The sequence below is a fragment of the Ruegeria sp. AD2(2025) genome, from assembly GCF_056542385.1.
Map to the genome: position 1 here is coordinate 109,209 of NZ_JBQFZS010000010.1, position 23,915 is coordinate 133,123.

The following is a 23,915-nucleotide window of genomic DNA, read 5'->3' on the forward strand; positions in this document are numbered from 1 at the left end:
CCCCTTCTTCTGTTCAAAAATACTTCCGCCGGAGGCTTGGCCTCGAAGAGGTCAATCAGCTCGCAGGCGTCGAAGAAACCCCAACCTGCGCCGGCCGCAACAACCGGTCATGCAGCATGAACCCTTCGGCAGACACCTGAATGATATCCCCCGCGCGTGTCCCCGGCACCGGAGCCTCAAACATCGCCTCATGCACGTTCGGATCAAACCGATCACCAACTTCAGGCGTGATCACCTCGATCCCATGTTTCTGGAACACATCCTTCAGCGCCCGCATGGTCAGCTCGACCCCTTCCAGCAGACCGGCAGCAACCTCTTTCTGCTCATCGGTTGCGGCCTCAAGCGCGCGTTTCATGTTGTCGTAAACCGGCAGCATATCGCGCGCCAGTTTGGACCCGCCATATTGTTCCGCATCCCGACGTGCCTTGTCGCCGCGCTTGCGCGCATTTTCGGCATCCGCCAGTGCGCGCATGAACCGGTCTTTGTATTCATCCCGCTGCGCCCGCAGCTCATCCAGTTCCAGCGCTTCTTCACTGATCTCGGCGATTTCCTCGGCCAGTTCTTCTGCTTCGGCGGACATGATATCGTCCAGAAATTCTTCGTTCTTGGGCTCTGCCATTTCTTACCCTCTAGCTCCGGTCGGAAATCAGCTTGCCGACCAGTTGCGCTGTATAATCCACTATAGGTACGATCCGCCCGTAATTCAGACGTGTGGGTCCGATGACCCCGACCGCACCGATTATCTTACGATCAGCGTTCATATATGGAGACACCACCAAAGAGGAACCCGAAAGTGAGAAAAGTTTGTTCTCAGAGCCGATAAAAATGCGCACACCTTCGCCGTCTTCGGTCAATTCAAGGAATTCGGCGATATCACGTTTGCGTTCCAGATCATCAAACAGTGTGCGAATACGGTCCAGCTCATCGGCCTCGCCCGGATCACCCAGCAGATTCGCCCGCCCTCGCACGATCAACCGGGCCGAGTCGCTGCCATCTCCGTCCCAAGCCGCAATCCCGCTTTCGACCATCTCACGCGCCAGGACATCAATTTCCTGTTTCCGCGCATCGATCTGAGACAGCATCTGCTTGCGCACTTCGCTAAGGGTCCGCCCCTCGATCAGCGCATTCAGGAAATTCGCCGCCTCGCGCATGGAACTGGGCGTCTGTCCCGGCGGCGGCGTGAACAACCGGTTTTCAACATGCCCGTCCGAGAACACCAACACCACCAAAGCCCGGTCATGGCCCAGCGAGACGAACTCGATATGCTTGATCTCGGCCTCATGTTTGGGCGTCAGCACCAGCGACGCGCCTTGTGTCACGTGAGACAGGGCCGAACCCACTCGGTCCAGCATCCCAGCCACATCGCCCGCCTTAGAGCCTAATGTTTCATCAATCTTCTGCCGGTCATCGACCCCCAGATCGCCGACCTCAAGCAGCCCGTCCACGAACATCCGCAACCCTTGCTGCGTCGGTATCCGCCCCGCGCTGACATGCGGGCTGTCGAGCAGGCCCAGAAACTCCAGATCCTGCATCACGTTGCGCACGGTGGCGGCGCTGACCTTTTCCGACAGGGTGCGTGTCAGAGTGCGGCTGCCCACCGGTTCACCACTGTCCAGATAGCTTTCGACGATCAGCCGGAACACCTCACGCGACCGGTCATTCATCTCGTTCAGAATCTTGCTTGCTTCGCTCATCCGCATCCCCTGCTGGGTCGTCATTAAATAGCAGGTATTCGAAAGGTCAATCGGGGTTGCATCGTAACGCCACGGGGCGGTATCCCCAAGCCATCAGATAAAGGAATGCCCATGCGACCCTCAGGACGTAATCTAGACGAAATGCGCGCTGTTTCCATCGAGACAGGTTTCACCAAACATGCCGAAGGGTCCTGCCTGATCAAGATGGGCGACACCCATGTGCTGTGCACCGCCACAATCGAGGATCGCGTGCCGCCCTTCATCAAGGGCTCGGGTCTGGGCTGGGTCACCGCCGAATACGGAATGCTGCCCCGCGCAACAAATACACGGATGCGCCGCGAGGCCGCCAGCGGCAAGCAAGGCGGTCGCACCGTTGAAATCCAGCGCCTGATCGGCCGTGCCCTGCGCGCCGGTGTGGACCGTGTCGCATTGGGCGAACGCCAGATCACCGTTGATTGCGATGTGATCCAAGCCGATGGCGGCACCCGCTGCGCCTCGATCACCGGTGGTTGGGTCGCGCTGCGTCTGGCGGTAAACAAGCTGATGAAGGCTGGCGATGTGATCTCTGATCCGTTGGTCGATCCCGTGGCCGCCGTGTCCTGCGGAATCTACGCCGGGCAGCCGGTGCTGGATCTGGATTACCCCGAGGACAGCGAGGCCGGTGTGGACGGCAATTTCATCATGACCGGCTCGGGCAAGCTGATCGAAGTGCAGATGAGCGCCGAAGGCTCCGTCTTCAGCCGCGCGCAGATGGATCAGTTGATGGATCTGGCGGAAAAAGGCGTCGGCGAGTTGGCCGCAGCCCAGAAAGCCGCCACCGCATGACCCGCAAATTCGACGGCGACCGGCTGCTGGTCGCCACCCACAACAAAGGCAAGTTGGAAGAGGTCGCGCATCTGCTTGAACCTTTTGGCGTAAACGTGGTGGGCGCGGGCGACATGAATCTGCCCGAGCCCGAAGAAACCGAGGATACCTTTGTCGGCAACGCCCGGATCAAAGCCCACGCCGCCGCGCAAGCAACCGGCCTGCCTGCCCTGTCTGATGATTCCGGCATCACCATCGACGCGCTCGACGGTGCGCCCGGTGTCTACACCGCCGACTGGGCTGAAACCGGCAATGGCCGCGATTTCCTGATGGCGATGACCCGCGCGCATACTGAGCTTGAGGCGAAAAACGCCCCCCACCCCCGCACCGCGCAATTCCGCAGCACGCTGGTGCTGGCCTGGCCCGACGGTCATGACGAAGTGTTCGAGGGCATCGCCCCCGGCCATCTGGTCTGGCCGATCCGGGGCGAAGGCGGCTTTGGCTATGACCCGATGTTTGTCCCCGAGGGCCACGACATTACCTTTGCGGAAATGGATCGCTGGGAAAAGAACAAGATCAGCCATCGCGGCCGCGCGGTGGAGATGTTCGTGAAAGGCTGCTTTGGCGGATGATTGGCGCAACGGGGGCTTTGGCCTGTATGTGCATTGGCCCTTTTGCGAGGCCAAGTGCCCCTATTGCGACTTCAACAGCCATGTTTCCCGAAATATCAATCAAAAACAATGGCTTGACGCCTATCTGAGCGAACTGCGCCGCTCTGCCGCCGAAACGCCCGACCGGGTCCTGAACACGATCTTCTTCGGTGGTGGCACCCCATCCCTGATGGAACCCGACACTGTAGCGGCGGTGATCGACGAAGCCCGCGCGCTCTGGCGCCCCGCCAATGACATGGAAATCACGCTCGAGGCCAATCCCGGTTCGGTCGAGGCCGGGCGCTTCGCAGCCTATCGCGACGCCGGAGTAAACCGGATTTCCATGGGCGTGCAGGCCCTGAACGATGACGACCTGCGTCGACTGGGCCGTATCCACACCGTCGCCGAGGCCCGCGCCGCCTTTGACATCGCGCGGACCTGTTTCGAGCGCGTCAGCTTTGACCTGATCTATGCCCGCCAGCACCAGACGCTGGAGGACTGGCGGGCTGAGCTGTCCGAGGCGCTGTCGATGGCCGTCGATCACCTGTCGCTCTACCAACTGACCATCGAAGACGGCACCGCCTTTGGCGACCGCTATGCGGTGGGCAAACTGCGCGGCCTGCCCGAAGACGATCACGCCGCCGATATGTATCTGGCCACGCAGGACATCTGTGACGCGCACGGATTGCCCGCCTATGAGGTCTCGAACCACGCCCGGCCCGGCGCGGAATCGCAGCACAATCTGATCTATTGGCGCTATGGGGACTATGTCGGCATCGGCCCCGGCGCGCATGGTCGGATCACTCTGAACGGGCGCAAGCTTGCAACCGAAACCTACCTGTCGCCGGCGAAATGGCTGTTGGCTGCGGCGCAAGGTCTGGGTGAGAGTGATCGGATCGAACTCAGTCAGCAGGATCAGGCATCTGAGTACCTTATGATGTGTATTCGCCTCTCAGAGGGTCTAGGTGTTGATAGATATCAAGGATTGGCAGGCCACGCGCTCCCGCAGGACAAGGTTGCTGCACTGGTCGATCTGGGGATGATCGAGCTCTGCGAAAACCGTCTACGCGCCACACATGATGGGCGCGCGGTGCTGAACGCGGTAATCCGGGAAGTTCTGGAATGATGCAATATCTCTGGGCCGGTCTGGGTTTGCTCTGCGTCGCGCTTGCCATGATCGGCATCGCCATGCCCTTACTGCCGACCGTCCCGTTCCTGCTGCTGGCCGCGTTCTTCTTTGCGCGCTCGTCGTCGCGCCTGCATCACTGGCTGCTGAGTCACAAGACCTTTGGTCCGTTGATCCTGGATTGGCAAAGCTCGGGCGCAATCCGGCCTGCCGCGAAAAAGGCGGCCACCGTCTCGGTCACCGCCGTGTTTGGCCTGTCAGTTTTGATTTCCGTCCCGGCGCATGTCTTGATTATTCAGGCGGTTGTGCTGGGCGGCGTCATGACCTTTATCTGGACCCGGCCTAACGGCTGAGCTTGGCGCACAGATCATCCAGCTGATCGAGGTTTTCATAGGTCAACACAACCTGCCCCGACTCCGATCCGGTCTTGTGATTGATGGTCACCTTCATCGCCAGAATCGCCGAGAGGTCTTTCTCGAGCGCGCGCGTATCCGCATCTTTCCCGGCGTTCAGATTTCTGGACCGCGGTGCCGGGGTGTCAGACCCGCCCTGCTGCTTCTTGACCAAAGCCTCGGTCGCCCGAACCGACAACCCGTCCCGAACCACCTGTTTCGCCAGCTCCGACGGGTTTTCCGCCGTGATCAAAGCCCGAGCATGACCCGCCGACAGCTTGCCCTCGATCACCAGAGTTTGCACATCCATCGGCAGCGACAGCAGGCGCAGCAGGTTGGCGATATGGCTGCGGCTTTTGCCCAAAGCCTCGGCCAGTTTTTCCTGCGTATGGCCAAACCGATCCATCAGTTGCTTGAAACCGGCGGCCTCTTCGACTGCGTTCAGGTCCGCGCGCTGGATGTTCTCGATGATCGCGACCTCAAGAACCTCGGTATCGTCGAATTCGCGAACAATCACAGGGATTTCATGCAGTTGCGCCATCTGGGCGGCGCGCCAGCGACGCTCGCCCGCGACAATTTCATACTGCCCCCCTGCGATGCTGCGCACGATCAGGGGCTGAATGATCCCCTTCTCTTTCACCGAGGCCGCAAGCTCATCCAACTGCTCTTGCGCAAAGCGGCGGCGCGGCTGATCCGGGTTGGCCTGAAGTTTTTCGATCGGAACCTTCAGATCTGGGCGGCGCGGCTCGGACGCGATCCGGCCGTCGGCCTCGGGTGTCACGTCGGCCATCAACGCCGACAAACCGCGACCCAGCCCGCGGGGTTTGCTTTTCCTGACGCTCATTTGCTCTCCTGACCGCGGCTTAGGCGGCCGCTTTGTTGTTCTTATGCATGATCTCACGGGCGAGGTGCCGATAGGCCATCGCCCCCAGAGACCCGGAATCATATTGCAGAACGGGCAGCGCGTAAGACGGCGCCTCGCTCACCCGCACATTCCGGGGTATCTTGGTTTTAAATACCATCTCACCCAGATTGTCACGCGCATCCTTTTCGACTTGGCGGGACAAGTTGTTGCGGTTGTCATACATGGTCAACACAACACCTTCGATTCTGAGGTCCGGATTCGCGGTCTGACGGACCTCACGGATCGTCAGCATCAACTGCGACAGACCTTCGAGCGCGAAGAATTCGCTCTGCAGCGGCACAAGCACCGAATGCGCCGCGACCATGGCGTTGACCGTCAGCAGGTTCAGCGATGGCGGGCAGTCGATCAGCACGAAATCCAGACCAAAGGCGTCAATCGCGGTCTGACGCAACGCATCGTGCAGCAGATAGCTGCGCTTCTCGTTTGAAATCAGTTCGATATCCGCCGAGCTGAGATCAACTGTCGCCGGAACCACATAGAGGTTGCTGATCTCGGTCTCCTGCACCACGGCTTCAAGCGGCGCGTCGTCCAAGATCAGGTCATATGTCGTCCAATCCCGATCCTCGACACCCAGCCCGGTCGACGCGTTGCCTTGCGGATCAAGGTCGACCACCAGCACCTTGCACCCAGCCTCGGCCAACCCCGCGGCCAGATTGATTGCTGTTGTTGTCTTTCCCACCCCGCCCTTCTGGTTGGCGACCGCGATAATCCGGGGCCCGGCAGGGCGAGACAGATCAACCACGAGTGACTCCTTTGACTTTCAGGATAACGGCTTGGGGTTCCGTTAAACTTGTAATCGGCTCGGCCTCGAATTTCCATTCCTTGCGCGCATCGTTCAGTTCTTTTTTCCAGCTTGCGCCTTTCGGCAACAGCGCGATGCCGTTCTGGCTTAAATGCCTGTCACAAAAAGACAATAACTTGCTCAGGTCCGCCAGTGCCCGGGCAGACAGGATATCCGCCTCAAGCGGTTCAATATCCTCGATCCGTCGTGATATGACCTTGCAATTGGCGCCGCATTCGCGCGCAACAGTGCGCAGGAAGGCCGATTTACGCTGGTCGCTTTCTACCAAAGTGAATTGCATCTGGGGCGCCGCTTCGACCGCCATGATTGCGCATACCAGCCCCGGAAATCCTCCGCCGCTACCCAGATCAATCCAACGCGCGCCGGGATCAACGCACCGGAAGACCTGCACCGAATCCTGAATGTGGCGCTCCCATATGGTGCTCAGGCTGTTCCGCGACACAAGGTTGATCTTAGGATTCCAACGCTCGACCAGGTCTACATACGTATTGAGCTGATCAAATGTTTCACGTGAAACATCCAGATCCTCGGGCGTCATACCGTTCCGGGCGGTCATGCTTTGCGCGCCCTCGTCTCGCGACGCAGTTTTGCCAGCACCAGCGTCAGTGCCGCCGGGGTTACCCCTTCGACACGTCCGGCTTGCGCGATATTCTCGGGCCTGGCCTTCGACAGCTTTTGCTTCATCTCGGTCGACAGGCCATCTAGCGCGAAATAATCAAAATCCCTTGGAATCGTGTGAGATTCGTCACGTTTCATCGCTTCGACGTCACGCTGCTGCCGCTCGATATAGTTGGCATAAAGCGCATCACGTTCGACTTGCCGCCGCGTATCGTCATCGGTGGCTGCAAGTTCGGGATCAAGCGCAATCAGATCGTCGAAGGTGACATCCGGGAAGGCCAGTATCGCCATCCCGTCCCGGCGATTTCCATCCTGATTGACTGCGATCCTGGCCGCGCGAACTTCTTTCGGCGTATAAGTTCTGTCAGTCAATCGAGCGCTCACCGCCCGCAGCTTATCCGATTTTTTTGCGAAAACCTGTTGCCGCAGCGCGCCGACACAGCCCAGTTCAATGCCTTTCGGTGTCAGGCGTTGATCTGCATTGTCGGCGCGAAGAGACAAGCGGAACTCGGCGCGGGAGGTGAACATCCGATAAGGCTCCGCGACCCCGCGGGTGGTCAAATCATCGATCATCACGCCGATATAACTGTCTGATCTCGTGAAAAACACCGGATCGCGCCCTTGAACCTCGCGCGCCGCATTCAGTCCGGCGACCAGACCTTGGGCCGCAGCCTCCTCATATCCTGTGGTGCCATTGATCTGCCCCGCAAGATATAACCCCGGCGCATCAAGCAGCGACAGCGAAGCACTCAGCACACGCGGGTCGACATAGTCGTATTCGATGGCATAACCCGGCTGCAGGATCTCTGCCTGCTCAAGGCCTTTGATCGAGCGAACATAGGCCACCTGAACATCCTGCGGCAGAGAAGTCGAGATTCCATTGGGGTAGACCGTGTGGTCGTTGACGCCCTCAGGTTCCAGAAATATCTGGTGCGATTCCTTATCCGCAAAGCGCACGATCTTGTCTTCTATCGAGGGGCAATATCTGGGACCGACCCCATCGATATGCCCGCCATACATGGCGGATCGGGACAAGTTACGCTCGATGATCTCGTGGGTTTGCGTGTTGGTATGGGTGATGCCACAGGCGATTTGCGGCGCCGTCACGGTCGTCGACAGGAACGAGAACAGCGTCGGCTCGGGGTCACCGTCTTGCCGTTCAAGAGCGTCCCAATCGATCGTCCGTCCATCCAGACGCGGCGGTGTGCCGGTTTTTAGCCGCGCCATGGGCAGCGCGAAACCATCAAGACGTTCGGCAAGCCTCACCGACGGGCGGTCGCCCATACGACCCCCGGGTCTTGATACATCACCGATATGGATCACGCCGCGCAGGAACGTACCCGAAGTCAGAATGACCGTCTTTGATGTAATCTCTGATCCGTCCGCCAGAATAACACCCGTAACCCGCGTGCCGTCCATGCGGAAATCCACGACCTCTCCCGGGATGACGGACAGAAGGGGCTGGCCCTGCGTTTCCTTCAGCATGGCGGCGCGATACAAGGCCCGGTCCGCCTGGGCGCGCGGGCCCTGAACAGCCGGGCCCTTTCTTCGGTTCAGAAGGCGGAACTGAATCCCCGCCTGATCTGCAACACGCCCCATGACACCATCCAGCGCGTCGATCTCTCGAACCAGATGACCTTTGCCCAGCCCACCAATCGCGGGATTGCAGGACATCACACCGATATCTCGTTCGGACAAGGTCACCAGCGCCGTCGAGACACCCATGCGGGCCGCCGCATGGGCGGCCTCGGCCCCGGCATGGCCCGCGCCAATCACCACCACATCAAAATCTGAATGTTTCACGTGAAACACTCCTCACTTACCCAGACAGAAGCTGGCGAATATCTCATCGAGAAGGGTTTCAACATCTATTCTGCCCACCAGAGATTCAAGCGCGCGGATTGCGGTCCGCAGTTCCTCAGCCGCTATATCATACATCTCGGGTCCTGATTCCAGAACCGTCTGAGCAGCCTTTAACGCGTCGCCGGCCCGAATCATCGCGGTGCGGTGCCGTTCCCGCGTCGCGATACCATGGCTAGTAGTTCGCTCACTTAGAGCCCGCGATATATTGTTGATCAGCCGATCAATGCCCTGCCCGGTTTTCCCCGAAATACCCTCTGCCGCACCCTCTCGCAGGTCGGATTTCGGATGAACGTGAATATCCCCGCCCCGCATCTGAATCCCCAGTGCATCCGGCGCGTCAGTCAGAAACACCCGTAGATCGGCGGCCTCTGCCCGGTTGCGGGCCAGTTCGATGCCCAAGCTTTCGACATGATCTTCGGTCTCGCGCAGGCCGGCTGTATCCAGCAACGTGACCGGCAACCCACCAAGATCCATCCGCACCTCGATCACATCCCGCGTGGTCCCGGCATATTCCGAGGTGATCGCCGCCTCACGGCCAGCCAACGCATTCAGCAGCGTTGACTTGCCCGCATTCGGAGGACCCACAATCGCCACCTCAAAGCCCGAGCGGATGCGTTCAGCAATCCGAACCCCGTCGGCCTCGCGCGTCAAATCCGCTTTCACGCCCGCAATCAGGCTGCGGACTTCTGGTGTGACATCCGTCGGCACCTCTTCATCGGCAAAGTCGATTACCGCCTCAAGCAAGGAGGCGGCCCGGATCAGATCGCGCCGCCAGCCCTCGGCCAGCGTGCCCAGTGCCCCGGACAGAATGGTTTGCGCCTGTTTGCGCTGCGCTTCGGTTTCTGCGTCGATCAGATCGGCCAGCCCTTCGACCTGGGCCAGATCCATCTTGCCGTTTTCCAGCGCCCGGCGCGTGAACTCTCCGGGTTCGGCCAGACGCAGGTCGTCGCGATCCGATAGGCACCGCAACACCGCGTTGACCGAGGCGGTACTGCCGTGGATCTGGAACTCGGCCACATCTTCGCCGGTGAAGCTGGACGGTGCCTGAAAGGTCAGAACCAGCCCGTCATCCAGAACCGCACCGTCCGGCCCGCGCAGCGTCCGCAGGTGCATCCCGCGCGGAGGCAACCCGCCCCCGGTCAGCGCGTTGGCCGACTTATGCGCATCAGGTCCGGAAAGACGGATGACCGCTACGCCTGCTTTGCCCTGGGCGCTGGCCAGGGCGAATATCGTATCCATGGATAGCCCCCGCGACAGTGCCGGACCGGCGTCAGGTGTTCATCGAATCGAAGAACTCGCCGTTTGTCTTGGTCTGTTTCAGTTTCGACAACAGGAACTCGATGGCGTCGGTCGTGCCCATCGGGTTGAGGATGCGGCGCAGAACGAAGGTCTTGGCCAGATCGCCCTTGTCGACCAGCAGGTCCTCTTTCCTTGTGCCGGATTTGAGAATGTCGATGGCCGGGAACACACGCTTGTCGGCAATCTTGCGGTCCAGAACGATTTCCGAGTTACCTGTACCCTTAAATTCTTCGAAGATGACCTCGTCCATCCGGCTGCCGGTGTCGATCAGCGCGGTGGCGATGATGGTCAGCGAGCCACCCTCTTCGATATTCCGTGCCGCACCGAAGAACCGCTTGGGCCGTTGCAGGGCGTTCGCATCCACACCACCGGTCAGAACTTTACCCGAGGATGGGACCACGGTGTTAAAGGCTCTACCAAGTCTTGTGATCGAATCGAGCAGAATAACAACATCCCGTTTATGTTCGACCAAACGCTTGGCTTTTTCGATCACCATCTCAGACACGGCAACGTGGCGCGTTGCCGGTTCGTCAAAGGTCGAGGAGACAACCTCACCCTTCACCGAGCGCTGCATGTCCGTCACCTCTTCGGGCCGTTCATCGATCAGCAGGACGATCAGATAGCACTCGGGATGGTTCTTTTCGATCGAATGCGCAATGTTCTGCAGGATCACGGTCTTACCGGTCCGCGGCGGGGCCACGATCAGAGACCGCTGGCCTTTACCGATCGGCGACACAAGGTCGATCACACGAGCAGACTTATCCTTGATGGTCGGGTCCTCGATCTCCATCTTCAGGCGCTCATCAGGGTAGAGCGGCGTGAGGTTGTCGAACAGGATCTTGTGCTTGGCCTTATCGGGGTTTTCGAAATTGATCTTGGTGACCTTGGTCAGAGCGAAATAGCGCTCGCTTTCGTTCGGGGCCTTGATCTCGCCTTCGACCGTGTCGCCGGTGCGTAGCGAATGCTGGCGGATCATGTCGGGCGAGACATAGATATCGTCCGGACCGGGCAGATAGTTCGCCTCGGGCGAGCGCAGGAAGCCAAAGCCATCCTGCAGCACTTCCAGCACGCCATCGCCGCCAACGGTCCAGCCCTCATCTGCGCGTTCGCGCAGGATCTGGAACATCATCTCGCCTTTGCGCATGGTCGAGGCGTTTTCGATCTCAAGCTCTTCGGCCATGGCTAGAAGGTCTTTGGGGCTCTTGGCTTTCAGATCGGCAAGATTCAGGGACTCGGTCGTCATGATATACACCTTCACCGCGAAGGATTGCGGCATGGATTGGAATTTCAGCACGGAAGATACGCCGCCCGGACGGGCGTGTTAAAACCTACATATGCGCGCAAGCTTACGGAGTCAAATGACCCCTCAGAACTTCACAACGACCGCCAGAACGATGGCAATCATCAGAAGGGTCGGAACCTCGTTCATCATGCGGTACTGCCGTCCAGTGAGCTTATTTCGGCCTTCTGCGAAGTCTTTGCGTCGGGCCATCAGCCAATGATGGAACCATGTCATCCCGATCACCGCCGCACCCTTGATCCAGGGCCAGCTCCAGTCCCAGCCGACGATGCCGGGGGTGAACACCATGATCAGGCCACAGACCCAGGACACGATCATCGCGGGGCGCATGATCACGCGCAGCAGCTTTTCTTCCATTTCAAAGAAAATCGGTTCCGCCCCATCGACGGCCTGCGCCTTTTCGACATGATAGACAAACAATCTGGGCAAATAGAACAGACCCGCCATCCAAGAGATTACCGCCATGATATGCAGGGACTTCACCCACGGGTATATCGTGAAAAGAAGATCGGTCATCGGGGGCTCCGGGCATTGCTTGGGACCCTCCCTAATAAAAAAATAAGAAAAGAAAAAGGATGATGGTTTTGTAGGGAGATCAAAATCGGTGGATTACTTTTTTATCCATGCCTTCTCCCCAAGTGGATGGATTTCCTTGGATTGGAAGAGATTCTGTTAGGAACGTGAATAATATAATTATTTCATATAGTTAATTCGAATACAGGCCATCCAATCTGGGGATAACTCTTGGGCCAAGCGGGGATATCCCGGTTATTCCATCTCCCTCAGTTATCCTTACCCCGGTGGGATCGAATTCGAACGACTCGGGGAAGATCGCGGCCAAAATCCCGGGCTTGCGTGTCAACCGGAAAACCATACAAACCGTTCAGGACAGCTCAACGATTTACACAGGGGGTTTTCCACATGACTGTCCCCATTCTTCTGGCCTCGGGTTCGTCCATCCGGGCGCAGCTGCTGCGCAATGCGGGGGTTCCCTTCGACGTGCAGACGGTGCGCGTGGATGAGGAGACCGCCAAGCGGGCGTTGCTGGCCGAAGGCGCTGCGCCGCGTGATATCGCGGATACGCTGGCCGAGATGAAGGCGCGCAAGGTCAGTGACAAGAACCCCGGCGCAATGGTTCTGGGCTGCGATCAGGTGTTGGATTTCGAAGGGCGCGTGTTGTCGAAACCAACCTCCCCCGAAGATGCGTTGGCTCAGCTGAAGGCGATGCGGGGCAAGCGGCATATGTTGTTGTCGGCGGCGGTGATTTACCGCGACGGCGAACCCCTCTGGCGGCATGTCGGGCAGGTGCGTCTGCAGATGCGCGCCAGCTCGGATGCCTATCTGAAGGCCTATGTGGCGCGCAACTGGGACAGCATTCGCCATGCGGTTGGCGCATATAAGCTGGAAGAAGAAGGTGTGCGCCTGTTTGCCACCATTGACGGCGACTATTTTAACGTCTTGGGTATGCCCCTGCTGGAACTGCTCAATTTTCTGGCCGTGAAAGGGGTGATCGACCAATGACGGACCATTCTATTCCGCTGGCCGGGGTGATCGGCCATCCGGTTGCGCATTCCCGGTCGCCGAAGCTGCACGGGCATTGGCTGAAAACCTATGGGCTGGCCGGGCATTATGTCCCGATGGATGTGGCCCCGGCTGATCTGGAGCAGGTTCTGCGGACTTTACCCAAGGCGGGGTTTGTCGGGGCCAATGTGACGGTTCCGCATAAAGAGGCCGCGCTGCGTCTGGCCGATCACGTGTCGGATCGCGCCTCGGTCATCGGCGCGGCGAATACGCTGACCTTCCGGCAGGATGGCTCGATCCATGCCGACAACACCGATGGCTACGGATTCATCGAAAACCTGCGCAGCGGCGCGCCGGACTGGGTTCCGGGTGATGGCCCGGCAGTGGTGTTCGGCGCAGGCGGGGCCGCGCGCGCGGTGCTGCAAGCCTTGGCCGAGGCGGGCGTGCCCGAAATCCTGCTGACCAACCGCACACGGGCCCGCGCCGATCATCTGAAAGAGGAATTCGGCCAGCGGATCACCGTGGTCGACTGGGTACAGGCCGGAAACGTGATCGAAAACGCGGAACTGGTGGTCAACACGACCTCGCTGGGGATGCAGGGCCAGCCGGAACTGCGGGTGCCGTTGGACGGGCTGCAACCCGGAGCGGTGGTTACCGATCTGGTCTATGCCCCGCTGAGAACCCGCCTGCTGCAAACGGCGGAGCAGGCCGGATGCACCACGGTTGATGGTCTGGGCATGTTGCTGCATCAGGCCGCGCCCGGCTTTGAGCGCTGGTTCGGTGTTCGACCTCAGGTGGATGACGATCTGCGCGCGGCTGTGCTGGCATGAGCTTCGCTCTGGGTCTGACCGGTTCGATCGGGATGGGCAAAAGCACCACGGCGCAGCTGTTCGCAGACGAAGGCTGCGCGGTGTGGGATGCGGATGCGGCGGTGCATCGGTTGTATGCAACCAGCGGCGCAGCGGTTGCGCCGATGCGGGCAGCTCTGCCCGACGCCGTTGTTGAAGGAGCGGTCAGCCGCGACGCGCTGAAACGGATCATTGCCGAGGACCCGACCGCGCTGAAACGGATCGAGGCAATCGTGCATCCGCTGGTCGCCGCCGACCGGGCCGCTTTTCGGGATGCGGCGACCGCGGACATTCTGGTTTTTGATATCCCCTTGCTGTTCGAGACCGGCGGCGAGGCCGCGATGGATGCAGTCGCCTGCGTTTCGATCCCTGCTGAGGAACAAAAGCGCCGCGTGATGGACCGCGGCACCATGACCGAGGCGCAGTTCGAACAGATCCGCGCCAAGCAAATGCCGAATGACGAAAAATGCGCGCGGTCGGATTTCATCATCGTCACGGACACTCTGGACCACGCCCGCGCGCAGGTGCAGGATGTGGTCAGGCAGATACGGGCGGGGATGGCAGATGCGTGAGATCGTACTGGATACCGAAACCACGGGCTTTGATCCCGAAAGCGGCGACCGCATTGTTGAAATCGGCGCGGTCGAGTTATGGAATCATGTGGCGACGGGCGAGACCTATCACGTTTACATAAACCCCGAACGCGGCATGCCCGACGAGGCGTTCGGCGTTCACGGGATCGGCCCCGACCTGTTGGAAAACCCGCGACCACCGGAAAAGGGAGAGGTGACGCTGAAGGACAAGCCGGTCTTTGCCAAGGTCGGTCAGGGGTTTCGGGATTTTGTCGGCGACGCCAAGCTGGTGATCCACAACGCGTCGTTCGATATGAAGTTCCTGAATGCCGAGCTCAAATGGATGGGTGCGTCGCTGATCCCGATGGATCAGGCCATCGATACGCTGGCCATCGCGCGCAAACGGTTTCCGGGCTCGCCCGCCTCGCTGGACGCTTTGTGCCGCCGGTTCGGGATCGACAACTCGAACCGGGTGCTGCACGGCGCGCTGCTCGACTCCGAGATATTGGCCGAGGTCTATCTGGAACTGATCGGCGGCCGCCAGCCCGATTTCGGCCTGTCCAATTCGGGTTCAAATGCAGCAGGCGGTGCAGATGAATGGAGGCCATCCCCGCGGCCAACCGCCCTGCCACCCCGGATCACCGAAGACGAACGTGCGGCCCATCAGGAATTTGTGGAAAAACTGGGCGAAAACGCCCTGTGGACCCGCGCCTGATTCCGATCACGCGCGGGTCGTAAGCAATCAGGCTTCGGTCTTTTGCGCCTGTGCGGCCTGACGGCGCGCCAGTTCGTTGCGATAGAGCGCGACGAAATCGATGTTGTCCAGATTGACCGGCGGATAGCCCCCGTCGCGGGTGATGTCGCTGACGATGCGGCGCAGGAAGGGGAACAACATGCGCGGGCATTCGATCATCAGGAAGGGGTGCATCTGATCCTCGGGCACGCCTTCCACGTGGAACAGGCCGCAATAGTCGATCTCGCACAGGAATAGAACGTCCTCCATGCCCTTGGCCTTGGATTTCAGGTTCAGCTTGATCGACACTTCAAACTGATGATCGGCGGTGCGTTTTTTCGCGTCCAGATTGACCTGCACGGAAATCTCGGGCTGTACGTCGCCCGATACGCCCTTTTGCGCCATCACGTTTTCAAAGGACATATCGCGGATGAACTGCCCCAGTACGCGCATCTGGATCTGGGGGGGTTGCGGGGCGGCGGTGTTTTCCGCGGCGCTTTCTTCGGCCATGAAGCTACTCCAAAAATGAAATTCGCCACTGATTAGCAAGTTGGGCGGGGCACCTCAATGCCGGTGCGGCCCTTCGACCCATTTCGAGGGCTTATCCGGGTGCTGCCGAGGCCGCACTTCGGTGAATTCACCGTCGATCACGTCGTCCTGCGCAAACGGATCGGGGCCTGACCGGAACTGCGCGCCGGTGCCCATCTGAAACTGCGTGATCGTGGCTTTGGACTTCAGATAGCGGAACACCGCCACCCGGATACCCGGAACAAGCAGCGCAAAACCAATGGCATCGGTGAAAAACCCCGGTGTCAGCAGCAAAACGCCCGACAGCAGGATCATCGCCCCATGGGCCAGCGGCTCGGTCGGGTCATCGAGCTGGGCAAAGGATTGCTGCAGATTGGCCAGCGCCATGCGACCTTGTGTCCGCACCAGAACCGTGCCCAGAACCGCCGTCAGCACCACGATGGCCAGCGTCGGCCACAGCCCGATCAGGCCGCCGACCTGGATGAACAGGGCGATTTCGATGATGGGGACCAACAAAAATGCCAAGAACAGATACATTTGCGTTATCCTTCAGGATGTGCCGGGCTGTGGACTTGGCCCGAACTGTCACCTACATAGTGGCATGAGGCCCCGTATACAAAGCCCCGGTTCTGAAAAGAGGACGAAATGAACTCACCCCTGATCCAGCTTCTTGTGCTGGCCGGCATTGCCATCTTCCTGATCCTGCGCCTGAAAAGCGTTCTGGGTACCCGCGAAGGTTTCGAGAAGCCTCCGCTGCAGCAGCCCGAAAGCAATACCGCGCGCCGCGATTTCGAGGTGATCGAGGGCGGCCCGGATCACGACATCACCGACCACGTGGCCGAAGACAGCGAACAGGCGCAGACCCTGGCCGCGATGAAACGGATCGAGCCCGGGTTTTCCGTCAGCGAATTCGTGCAGGGTGCGCGCGGGGCCTATGAGCTGATCGTGATGGGCTTTGAAAAGGGCAATCTGGACGAGATCCAGCCCTTCCTGTCGGAAGAGGTGTTCGACAGCTTCGTCTCGGTCGTCGCCGCGCGCGAGGATCAGGGCCTGACGGTCGAGGCCGAATTCATCGGCGTGCGCGAAACGACGCTGACCGATGCGCGGTTCGACAAGGACAGCAATGAGGCCGAGATCACCATGCGCTTTGTGGGTGAGCTGACCTCGGTCGTGCGCGATCGGGGTGGCGACATCATCGAAGGCAACCCCAACGCCGTCAAACGCCAAAAGGACAGCTGGACCTTTGCCCGTGTCATGGGCTCGGACGATCCGAACTGGCTGCTTGTTGCCACGGACGCATGATTGCCGCACTCCGGTCGCTTCTACTGGGGGTTGTCATGACCACCGCCAGCGCCGCCGGAGCCGAGGCGACGCGAACCATCCTGTCATTCGATGACCTCGATGGCTGGGCCGCCGATGATCACGGGGCGGCCCTGTCGGTTTTCCTGAACACATGCGGCGATTTGGATGATCCGGACTGGCAGGCGCTGTGCGGCGTGGCGCAGACCTATGAGCCCGACGCCGCGCGGGCCTTTTTTGAATTGTTCTTTCGTCCTGTTCTGGTGGAAGACGGTGACGACGCCCTGTTCACCGGCTATTTCGAGCCCGAACTGGACGGGTCGAAAACGCGCACGGACAAATACCGCTATCCGCTCTATCGCATGCCGCCCGAGGCGCGCGGCGCGGGCCAATGGCTCAGCCGCCGCGATCTGCTGACCGGCGATGTGATGTCGGGTCGGGGGCTTGAAATCGCATGGGTCGATGACCCGGTTGAGCTGTTCTTTCTGCAGATTCAGGGCTCGGGCCGGATACGCCTGCCCGATGGTTCGGGCCTGCGGGTGGGTTATGGCGGGGCGAACGGGCACCCCTATCGGTCGATCGGGGCCGAGCTGATCCGACGCGGTGCGCTGGGCGCGCATGAGGTCAGCGCCCAGATGATCCGCGCCTGGGTGCGCAAGAACCCCGAAGCCGGGGCGGAACTGCTGTTTCACAACCCCTCATATGTGTTTTTCCGCGAGGTCACGCGCGTTGCGCCCGAGTTTGGACCGCTGGGCGCGATGAACCGCTCGGTCACCACCATGCGCAGCATTGCCGCTGACCCAGCCTATACGCCGCTGGGCGCGCCGGTCTGGGTTGAGAAGGACGGCAAAAACCCCCTGCGACGCTTGATGATCGCACAGGATACCGGGTCGGCGATCAAGGGCGCGCAGCGGGCCGATATCTTCTTTGGCACCGGCGATGACGCCGGTCAGGCTGCGGGCCGTTTGAAAGACCCCGGCCGGATGGTGCTGCTGCTGCCGATCCAGCGGGCCTATGCCCTGCTGCCGGATGAGTTCTGATGACTCGGCGCAAACTGACCTCGGATGAGATCGAGCTGTGGCGCAAAGTCGCCAAACAGGCCGAAAGATTGCACCCCGAACTGCCGCAGACCGTGCACCCGACCACCCTGCCCAAGCCGAAGCCGACCAAGACGCCCAAGGCGCGCATCGATGCGTTTGAACTGGGCCAGATCGCGCCGTCGAAACCGGCGCGGCACAGTCTGAAACCCTCGGTGACCGAAGGTATGCGGGCCGCGCCTGTGCAGATGGACACCAAAGCCTTTGGCCGCATGAAGCGTGGCAAGCTGAAGCCCGAGGGCAAGCTGGACCTGCACGGGATGCGGATGGCTACGGCTCATCCGGCGCTGATCCGTTTCGTCCTGACCGCGCAGGCGCAGGGCAAGCGGCTGGTGCTTGTGGTCACGGGCAAGGGCAAAGACCGTGACGAACCCGGCCCGATCCCGACGCCGCGCGGTGTGCTGCGCAATCAGGTGCCGCATTGGTTGTCGATCCCGCCGCTGGCGCAGGCGGTGCTGCAGGTTACACCGGCCCATATCAGCCATGGGGGCGACGGGGCCTATTACGTCTATCTCAGGCGTGTACGCTGAGGGGCTAGGGTGACGTCACCCGGGCCTGCCCGGTTTCGGTCAGAACGATCTCGGTCGCGCCGGTTGGATTTCGAACGCTCGCAGGCGCTATGACATCAAATCCGCGTTGCTCGGTTCCGAAAGTGTTACTGACCCGCCGGGCTGATCCGATGATGGCCAGCAAAGCCGGCGAGGTCGCAGCGATGAAGTGCGAAGATTCCGCATCGCTGTTGAAGGCTGTCGTGTCGATGATATTGATCTTATACTCGGACAACGCATCGGCCGAGCTGATATTGCCCAACCGCTCGCCCTTTGTCGTGCCTCGCAACCGCGCCGAAATGTTCAGCAATTTGTCTTTCTGCGAAACCATCACGATGAACGGATCCGGTGGTGTTTTGATCGTATCCATTTGTGAGCGGAACAGGTCGATATCCAGATCGGGTGCAATCAGAACAACGCCCTCAAGATTGCGGTTCGACCAACCGGGTTCGCGCAATTCGGCCTGTCGCATCATTTCCATCGTCAACGCGGTGCCCATCGAATGTGCGACCAGAAGGACGCGCTGAACCCCCATGGATTTCAGTTGTCGAATGGTCTGCTCTAACCCGTCGCGGGCAAACAACATGCTGTCCAGATCATAGGCGTAGCCATAGCCCGTTGCCTGGCTGGGCCAGGAATAGACCATCGTGGCGCCGGGAATTTCAAGGTCGTGGCGCAGCTGCGCGGCACGAAAGGCGGTTTCCGATTGTGTCGTGTTGTAGCCATGGACAAAGATCGACACTTCATCCACACCGCGCAGTCGGGATTTCAAATCCATGGGACCCCGCAGCTCTTCCACCCCGGCCATGACGAACTGCTTGTTGGGGTTGGGGTTGGCATAAGAAAAGTCCAGTGTCCCCGGCGTATGGCTTGGTGGGATCGAGACGGTCATCTCAAGAAACTGCAACCTGTCAGCCCGCCGAAACCCGTAAGAGCCATCGGGCTCGCGCGCGCGGGTCGTTGTGGCATAGATGGTTTCCGGTGTGCCGACGTTCAGCGCCGAGGGCACGACTTCCGAAATGGTGCGGTCAACACATGCGGTCAGGGTCACCGCGACGGATGCAATCAGGATGTAACGAAGCACAAGGCGGCCCTCAGCTAGACTGTGCCCAATGCTAATAAATCCTGACCCGACGTCCAGCAGCGCAGGGTCGCAACAGCGGCGAAAACCGGCCTGTCCGTGTTACAGAACGTAACGGCTGAGGTCGGTGGATTTGGTCAGTTCACCCAGATTGTCCTCGACAAACTGTGCATTCACGGTGATTTCGACCCCGGCCTGATCGGGCGCGGTGAATGAGAGTTCCTCGAACACGCGCTCCATCACTGTATATAGCCGCCGCGCGCCGATGTTTTCGACGCTCTGGTTCACATCCGCCGCGATCTTGGCCAGCGCGGCAATGCCGTCATCGGTAAAGCTGACGGTGACTTCTTCGGTGCCCATCAACGCGGTGTATTGGCGGGTCAGAGCGTTATCGGTTTCGGTCAGGATACGCACGAAATCTTCTTCGGTCAGCGCCCGCAGCTCGACACGGATCGGCAAACGCCCCTGCAATTCCGGCAACAGGTCCGAGGGCTTGGCGATGTGGAACGCCCCGCTGGCGATGAACAGGATGTGGTCGGTTTTCACCGGACCATGTTTGGTGGAAACGGTGGTGCCTTCGATCAGAGGCAGCAGGTCGCGCTGCACCCCTTCCCGGCTGACATCGCCGCCGCGTGCTTCGGCACGTGCGCAGACCTTGTCGATCTCGTCCAAAAAGACGATGCCGTTCTGTTCCACCGACTCCAACGCCACACGGTTGACGGTTTCGTCATCCAGCAGCTTGTCGGCCTCTTCCCCGATCAGCGCGTCATAGCTGTCGGCGACGGTCATGCGCTTTTTGACAGTGCGCCCGCCAAAGGCCTTGCCGAAGATATCGCCCAGATTCATCATCCCCATCTGCCCGCCGGGCTGGCCGGGAATGTCGAACATCGGCGTCGGGTTCGACGTGTCCGAAAGCTCCAGCTCGATTTCTGTATCGTCCAATTCGCCGGCTTTCAGCTTTTTGCGGAACATCTCGCGCGTGGCCTCGCGGGCGTCTTCCCCGGCGATAGCAGCGATCACGCGATCCTCGGCAGCCTGATAAGCACGGGCCTTCACATCCTCGCGCATGTATTCGCGGGTCTGGATGATTGCCGCGTCCGCCAGATCACGCACGATCTGTTCCACGTCTCGACCGACATAGCCGACCTCGGTGAACTTGGTCGCCTCGACCTTGATGAAAGGCGCGCGGGCCAGTTTGGCCAGACGGCGGCTGATCTCGGTCTTGCCGACGCCGGTGGGGCCGATCATCAGGATGTTCTTGGGATAGACTTCATCCCGGATATCATCCGCCAGTTGCTTGCGCCGCCAGCGGTTGCGCAACGCCACGGCCACTGCGCGTTTGGCATCCTTCTGCCCGATGATAAAACGATCCAGTTCCGAGACAATCTCGCGCGGGGTCAGGTCGGTCACGGGTGGCGGTCCTTTCGATCAGCGGTTTGGCTTACGTAGTCACCGCGCAGGCGAAAACAACAGCGGCGGCGTTGCTTAGCAACGCCCAACCCGGTTTGCAAATGCTTTCCTTAGGCGATCGGCGCGCCCTCTGATACAGTGATTTCAAGGTGTTGAGGGTCCGGAGCGCGCAGATGACGAAAATTGCCAAGATCACCCTGCTGTTTGTGGTGTTTGTGGACCTGATCGGACAGGGGTTGGTGTTCCCCATCATCAACTCTTTGATCATGGAGACGAAATCGGGCTTCCTGCCTGAAAACACCCCCATGGGACGGCGGCATTTCTACTACGGGCTGGTGATTGGGTGCTTCTTCCTGTCGTGGTTTCTGGGCGTTGTCTACGTGTCCAAGGTCTCGGATTCCATCGGGCGCAAGAATGCCCTGCTGATCTGTCTGGGCGGGGCGCTGGTGGGCTATGCGCTGACCATCGCCGCGCTTTACATGAACAGCCTTCTGATGCTGATCATCGGGCGCTCGATCACGGGGTTCACCGCCGGGAACCAGCCCATTGCGCAGGCGGCGATGATCGACGGCAGCACCGATGCGGCAGACCGGGACCGCAACATGGGCTATATCGTCACCGGTGTCAGCTTTGGTCTGGTCGGAGGGCCCATCATCGGTGCGGTCCTGTCCGACGCGGCCCTGCTGGGCAGCGCGGCGACACTGAAAACCCCGTTCTACGGGGCCTTTGTGCTGGTCGTGATCGCCATCTTCCTAGTGACCACATTCTTCAAGGACACACGGGCCGAGCGCGCGCCCTTTGTCTTTCGCCCCCGCGACATCACCGACAGCCTGATTGCCGTGCGCGGGCATCCGATGGTGTTGAAAATCCTGCCGGTTTACGCGCTGTTCATGATCGCCAACGTCACCTTCTATGTCTTCGTCGACAATTTCCTGACCAGCGCCTGGGGCTATGGCGTGATCGGCGGCAGCATGGCCATGGTTGTGATCGGTTTCGCGCTGGCCTTCTCAAGCACCTTCCTGGTGAAACCCGCGCAGCAGAGGTTCAGCAAACACCAGATCATCTATTTCTCGCTGGTGGTCATGGTGATCTGCGGCTTTGGCTTTGCCTTCAGCCCCAGCGGCGTACTGAGCTATATCCCCGTCTTCTTCTTCTACTTCTTCTTCGGCGTATCCTACCCGACCTTGCTGGGCCTGTTCTCATCTTCGGTCAGTGAGACGGATCAGGGTTGGGTCATGGGCGTCACCACTGCGGTGTTCTGCCTTGCGGGCGGCATCATGTCTCTGATCGGCGGCGGGCTGATGAGCGTCGACATCCGCTTGCCCTATTACATCGTGATTGCCACCGCGATCATGGGTCTGATCGGAATGCACCTGCGCTGGAAAGGCAAAGAGATCAAGGCGCTGCTAGCCTGATATGGTCTCAACCGTCAGATTGCCATTGGTGTAGACGCAGATATCTGCGGCAATCGCCATGGCCTCGCGTGCGACCGTTTCGGCGGGCTTGTCGCTGTCCATCATCGCCCGCGCGGCGGCCAACGCAAAGTTGCCGCCCGATCCGATGGCGGCCACGTTATGTTCGGGCTCCAGCACGTCCCCTGCCCCGGTGATGACCAACAAATCCTTGCCGTCGGTGACGATCAGCATCGCCTCAAGCTTTTGCAGATACTTGTCCGTGCGCCAGTCCTTTGCCAGCTCGACCGACGCACGGGCCAGTTGACCGGGTGTCGCTTCCAGCTTGGCTTCCAGTCGTTCCAGCAGCGTGAAGGCGTCAGCGGTGGATCCGGCGAAACCCGCGACGACTTCAAATCCGCCGGGCGACAGGCGGCGTACCTTGCGCGCGGTGCCCTTGATCACGGTCTGGCCCAGACTGACCTGCCCGTCCCCGGCAATCACAACCTGTCCGCCCTTTTTGACGCCGATGATGGTCGTGCCGTGCCAACCGGGAAAATCGCTGTCTGCCATGAAAGCCTCCGTAATCCGTGGCGATATATATGGGCCGGGCGCGCGGACGGCGCAACCGTTCTTAAACTGCCTAAAAGATATGCACACAGCGCAAAGCGGGGCTGTCGAACCAGCATTTGTGGGACTCATGTGCCGGGGCTAAACGGGCGGGACAACCGACAACGGGTCGGCTGTTTCTGTTTGAAGGAACGCGCACATGGCTACGATTACCAAAAACCACGCGCCACTCGGAGCAGTCACCATCCTGCACGTAGTGGACGCAATCATCCATCGCTTTGAAAGCGTTGTCGAATGGCACCTTGCGCGGAAAACCCGCCAAGAGCTGGACCGCCTGACCGACGAGCAACTGGACGATATCGGCCTCAGCCGCAGCGACATCGACAACTTCTGATCGCCGCTGGCACAGCCTAATCAAGATGGCCGTCTGATCCTCAGGCGGCTTTTCTTTTTGGGGCAAGACAAAAGCCCATGAAAAAAGGCGCCCCGGTTCGGGCGCCTTTGTTTTGTCTATGCGGTTGGATCAGATCGACTCGTCAATCCAGCTTTGCAGCGCCGCTTTGGGGGCCGCGCCCGCACGGTTCGATACGACCTGTCCGTCCTTGAAGATGAACAGCGCCGGAATGCCGCGCACGCCCATGGCTGCGGCCGAGTTCGGGTTGCTGTCCACGTCCACCTTGGCGATCTTCACCTTGCCGCCGTATTCATTGGCCAGTTCTTCCAGCGCGGGACCGATCTGTTTACAGGGTCCGCACCACTCGGCCCAGAAATCCACAACTACGGGAACGTCCGAGTTCTTGACCTCGGCGTCAAAGGTATCGTCGGTTACGGCAACGGTCGACAT

The 23,915-nt window shown here is 60.1% G+C and carries 28 protein-coding genes; 13 read left to right on the forward strand and 15 right to left on the reverse strand.

The features are described from left to right. Positions 1 to 55: 55 nt before the first annotated feature. Entirely contained in the window at positions 56 to 619 is a 564-nt protein-coding gene (locus tag ACR1XV_RS17670; RefSeq protein WP_170711201.1) for a nucleotide exchange factor GrpE, read from the reverse strand. Between the two features lie 10 nt (positions 620 to 629). Further along, a complete protein-coding gene (gene hrcA / locus ACR1XV_RS17675) occupies positions 630 to 1,694 on the reverse strand; it encodes a heat-inducible transcriptional repressor HrcA (RefSeq protein ID WP_480533738.1) in 1,065 nt (354 codons plus the stop codon). A 111-nt stretch (positions 1,695 to 1,805) separates the two neighbouring features. Between hrcA and rph the strand changes: the two genes are divergently transcribed. From rph to ACR1XV_RS17695, 4 genes are read left to right on the forward strand one after another with little or no spacing between them, the layout of a single operon-like run. Continuing rightward, positions 1,806 to 2,519, forward strand: coding sequence for a ribonuclease PH (rph, locus tag ACR1XV_RS17680; RefSeq protein ID WP_480498089.1), 714 nt, complete (start codon positions 1,806 to 1,808; stop codon positions 2,517 to 2,519). Further along, positions 2,516 to 3,130 carry an RdgB/HAM1 family non-canonical purine NTP pyrophosphatase gene (rdgB, locus tag ACR1XV_RS17685; RefSeq protein WP_480533740.1) on the forward strand — a complete coding sequence of 205 codons (615 nt, stop codon included), beginning with the start codon at positions 2,516 to 2,518 and terminating at the stop codon, positions 3,128 to 3,130. Before rph ends, rdgB begins: the two co-directional genes overlap by 4 nt. Next, positions 3,120 to 4,274, forward strand: a complete 1,155-nt coding sequence (gene hemW, locus ACR1XV_RS17690; protein WP_480533742.1) for a radical SAM family heme chaperone HemW — start codon at positions 3,120 to 3,122, stop codon at positions 4,272 to 4,274. The genes rdgB and hemW overlap by 11 nt, the downstream gene beginning before the upstream one ends. Further along, entirely contained in the window at positions 4,274 to 4,627 is a 354-nt protein-coding gene (locus ACR1XV_RS17695) for a YbaN family protein (protein WP_480533875.1), read from the forward strand. Before hemW ends, ACR1XV_RS17695 begins: the two co-directional genes overlap by 1 nt. Here ACR1XV_RS17695 and ACR1XV_RS17700 read toward each other — a convergent pair. The 7 genes from ACR1XV_RS17700 to ACR1XV_RS17730 all read right to left on the reverse strand — a co-directional run bounded on the left by ACR1XV_RS17700 (position 4,617) and on the right by ACR1XV_RS17730 (position 11,989). Beyond that, positions 4,617 to 5,510, reverse strand: a complete 894-nt coding sequence (locus ACR1XV_RS17700; RefSeq protein WP_480533744.1) for a ParB/RepB/Spo0J family partition protein — start codon at positions 5,508 to 5,510, stop codon at positions 4,617 to 4,619. The genes ACR1XV_RS17695 and ACR1XV_RS17700 overlap by 11 nt on opposite strands. A 19-nt stretch (positions 5,511 to 5,529) precedes the next feature. After that, entirely contained in the window at positions 5,530 to 6,333 is an 804-nt protein-coding gene (locus ACR1XV_RS17705) for a ParA family protein (RefSeq protein ID WP_480533746.1), read from the reverse strand. Next, positions 6,326 to 6,949, reverse strand: coding sequence for a 16S rRNA (guanine(527)-N(7))-methyltransferase RsmG (rsmG, locus tag ACR1XV_RS17710; protein ID WP_480533748.1), 624 nt, complete (start codon positions 6,947 to 6,949; stop codon positions 6,326 to 6,328). Before rsmG ends, ACR1XV_RS17705 begins: the two co-directional genes overlap by 8 nt. Next, complete coding sequence (gene mnmG, locus ACR1XV_RS17715; RefSeq protein WP_480533750.1) at positions 6,946 to 8,814, reverse strand: tRNA uridine-5-carboxymethylaminomethyl(34) synthesis enzyme MnmG; 1,869 nt, start codon at positions 8,812 to 8,814, stop codon at positions 6,946 to 6,948. Before mnmG ends, rsmG begins: the two co-directional genes overlap by 4 nt. A 12-nt stretch (positions 8,815 to 8,826) precedes the next feature. Further along, entirely contained in the window at positions 8,827 to 10,113 is a 1,287-nt protein-coding gene (gene mnmE, locus ACR1XV_RS17720) for a tRNA uridine-5-carboxymethylaminomethyl(34) synthesis GTPase MnmE (RefSeq protein WP_480533752.1), read from the reverse strand. Positions 10,114 to 10,144: 31 nt separating this feature from the next. Beyond that, positions 10,145 to 11,416: a transcription termination factor Rho gene (gene rho / locus ACR1XV_RS17725; RefSeq protein ID WP_480533754.1), complete on the reverse strand. Its 1,272-nt coding sequence runs from the start codon at positions 11,414 to 11,416 to the stop codon at positions 10,145 to 10,147. Between the two features lie 123 nt (positions 11,417 to 11,539). After that, positions 11,540 to 11,989 (reverse strand): CopD family protein, encoded by a 450-nt coding sequence (locus ACR1XV_RS17730; protein WP_480533756.1) that lies wholly within the window; start codon positions 11,987 to 11,989, stop codon positions 11,540 to 11,542. 405 nt (positions 11,990 to 12,394) lie between these two features. On the opposite strand from ACR1XV_RS17730, the gene ACR1XV_RS17735 reads away from it, so the two are divergent. Genes ACR1XV_RS17735 through dnaQ form a run of 4 tightly spaced genes read left to right on the forward strand, consistent with a single transcriptional unit; the run spans position 12,395 to position 15,129 of the window. Beyond that, positions 12,395 to 12,994: a Maf family protein gene (locus ACR1XV_RS17735; protein WP_480533758.1), complete on the forward strand. Its 600-nt coding sequence runs from the start codon at positions 12,395 to 12,397 to the stop codon at positions 12,992 to 12,994. Continuing rightward, positions 12,991 to 13,824, forward strand: coding sequence for a shikimate dehydrogenase (locus tag ACR1XV_RS17740; RefSeq protein ID WP_480533760.1), 834 nt, complete (start codon positions 12,991 to 12,993; stop codon positions 13,822 to 13,824). Before ACR1XV_RS17735 ends, ACR1XV_RS17740 begins: the two co-directional genes overlap by 4 nt. After that, the gene (gene coaE / locus ACR1XV_RS17745) at positions 13,821 to 14,414 is read left to right on the forward strand and encodes a dephospho-CoA kinase (RefSeq protein WP_480533761.1); all 594 of its coding nucleotides are present in this window, start codon (positions 13,821 to 13,823) and stop codon (positions 14,412 to 14,414) included. Before ACR1XV_RS17740 ends, coaE begins: the two co-directional genes overlap by 4 nt. Next, entirely contained in the window at positions 14,407 to 15,129 is a 723-nt protein-coding gene (gene dnaQ / locus ACR1XV_RS17750) for a DNA polymerase III subunit epsilon (protein ID WP_480533762.1), read from the forward strand. The genes coaE and dnaQ overlap by 8 nt, the downstream gene beginning before the upstream one ends. A 27-nt stretch (positions 15,130 to 15,156) precedes the next feature. On the opposite strand, the gene secB is transcribed toward dnaQ, so the two are convergent. Continuing rightward, complete coding sequence (secB, locus tag ACR1XV_RS17755) at positions 15,157 to 15,657, reverse strand: protein-export chaperone SecB (protein WP_480533763.1); 501 nt, start codon at positions 15,655 to 15,657, stop codon at positions 15,157 to 15,159. 54 nt (positions 15,658 to 15,711) lie between these two features. Further along, positions 15,712 to 16,212 carry an FxsA family protein gene (locus tag ACR1XV_RS17760; protein WP_480533765.1) on the reverse strand — a complete coding sequence of 167 codons (501 nt, stop codon included), beginning with the start codon at positions 16,210 to 16,212 and terminating at the stop codon, positions 15,712 to 15,714. 108 nt (positions 16,213 to 16,320) lie between these two features. Here ACR1XV_RS17760 and ACR1XV_RS17765 point away from each other — a divergent pair, with 108 nt between their 5' ends. The 3 genes from ACR1XV_RS17765 to ACR1XV_RS17775 are packed head-to-tail and all read left to right on the forward strand — an operon-like array spanning position 16,321 to position 18,601. Then, positions 16,321 to 16,977, forward strand: a complete 657-nt coding sequence (locus tag ACR1XV_RS17765) for a Tim44/TimA family putative adaptor protein (RefSeq protein ID WP_480533767.1) — start codon at positions 16,321 to 16,323, stop codon at positions 16,975 to 16,977. After that, complete coding sequence (gene mltA, locus ACR1XV_RS17770; RefSeq protein WP_480533769.1) at positions 16,974 to 18,014, forward strand: murein transglycosylase A; 1,041 nt, start codon at positions 16,974 to 16,976, stop codon at positions 18,012 to 18,014. The genes ACR1XV_RS17765 and mltA overlap by 4 nt, the downstream gene beginning before the upstream one ends. Next, the gene (locus ACR1XV_RS17775) at positions 18,014 to 18,601 is read left to right on the forward strand and encodes a Smr/MutS family protein (protein ID WP_480533771.1); all 588 of its coding nucleotides are present in this window, start codon (positions 18,014 to 18,016) and stop codon (positions 18,599 to 18,601) included. Before mltA ends, ACR1XV_RS17775 begins: the two co-directional genes overlap by 1 nt. A gap of 4 nt (positions 18,602 to 18,605) precedes the next feature. Here ACR1XV_RS17775 and ACR1XV_RS17780 read toward each other — a convergent pair whose 3' ends face one another. Together ACR1XV_RS17780 and hslU are read right to left on the reverse strand one after the other, a co-directional pair. Further along, positions 18,606 to 19,703, reverse strand: coding sequence for an alpha/beta hydrolase (locus ACR1XV_RS17780; RefSeq protein WP_480533773.1), 1,098 nt, complete (start codon positions 19,701 to 19,703; stop codon positions 18,606 to 18,608). 99 nt (positions 19,704 to 19,802) lie between these two features. After that, positions 19,803 to 21,110 carry an ATP-dependent protease ATPase subunit HslU gene (gene hslU, locus ACR1XV_RS17785; RefSeq protein ID WP_480533775.1) on the reverse strand — a complete coding sequence of 436 codons (1,308 nt, stop codon included), beginning with the start codon at positions 21,108 to 21,110 and terminating at the stop codon, positions 19,803 to 19,805. A gap of 173 nt (positions 21,111 to 21,283) precedes the next feature. Between hslU and ACR1XV_RS17790 the strand changes: the two genes are divergently transcribed. Then, a complete protein-coding gene (locus ACR1XV_RS17790; RefSeq protein WP_480533777.1) occupies positions 21,284 to 22,525 on the forward strand; it encodes an MFS transporter in 1,242 nt (413 codons plus the stop codon). On the opposite strand, the gene hslV is transcribed toward ACR1XV_RS17790, so the two are convergent. Beyond that, positions 22,517 to 23,074 carry an ATP-dependent protease subunit HslV gene (hslV, locus tag ACR1XV_RS17795; RefSeq protein WP_480533779.1) on the reverse strand — a complete coding sequence of 186 codons (558 nt, stop codon included), beginning with the start codon at positions 23,072 to 23,074 and terminating at the stop codon, positions 22,517 to 22,519. The two genes, ACR1XV_RS17790 and hslV, sit on opposite strands and share 9 nt — an antisense overlap. A gap of 196 nt (positions 23,075 to 23,270) precedes the next feature. Between hslV and ACR1XV_RS17800 the strand changes: the two genes are divergently transcribed. Continuing rightward, on the forward strand, positions 23,271 to 23,465 hold the full coding sequence (locus ACR1XV_RS17800) for a DUF1127 domain-containing protein (protein ID WP_480533781.1): 195 nt from the start codon (positions 23,271 to 23,273) through the stop codon (positions 23,463 to 23,465). A 129-nt stretch (positions 23,466 to 23,594) separates the two neighbouring features. Here ACR1XV_RS17800 and trxA read toward each other — a convergent pair whose 3' ends face one another. Next, complete coding sequence (gene trxA, locus ACR1XV_RS17805) at positions 23,595 to 23,915, reverse strand: thioredoxin (RefSeq protein ID WP_170410773.1); 321 nt, start codon at positions 23,913 to 23,915, stop codon at positions 23,595 to 23,597.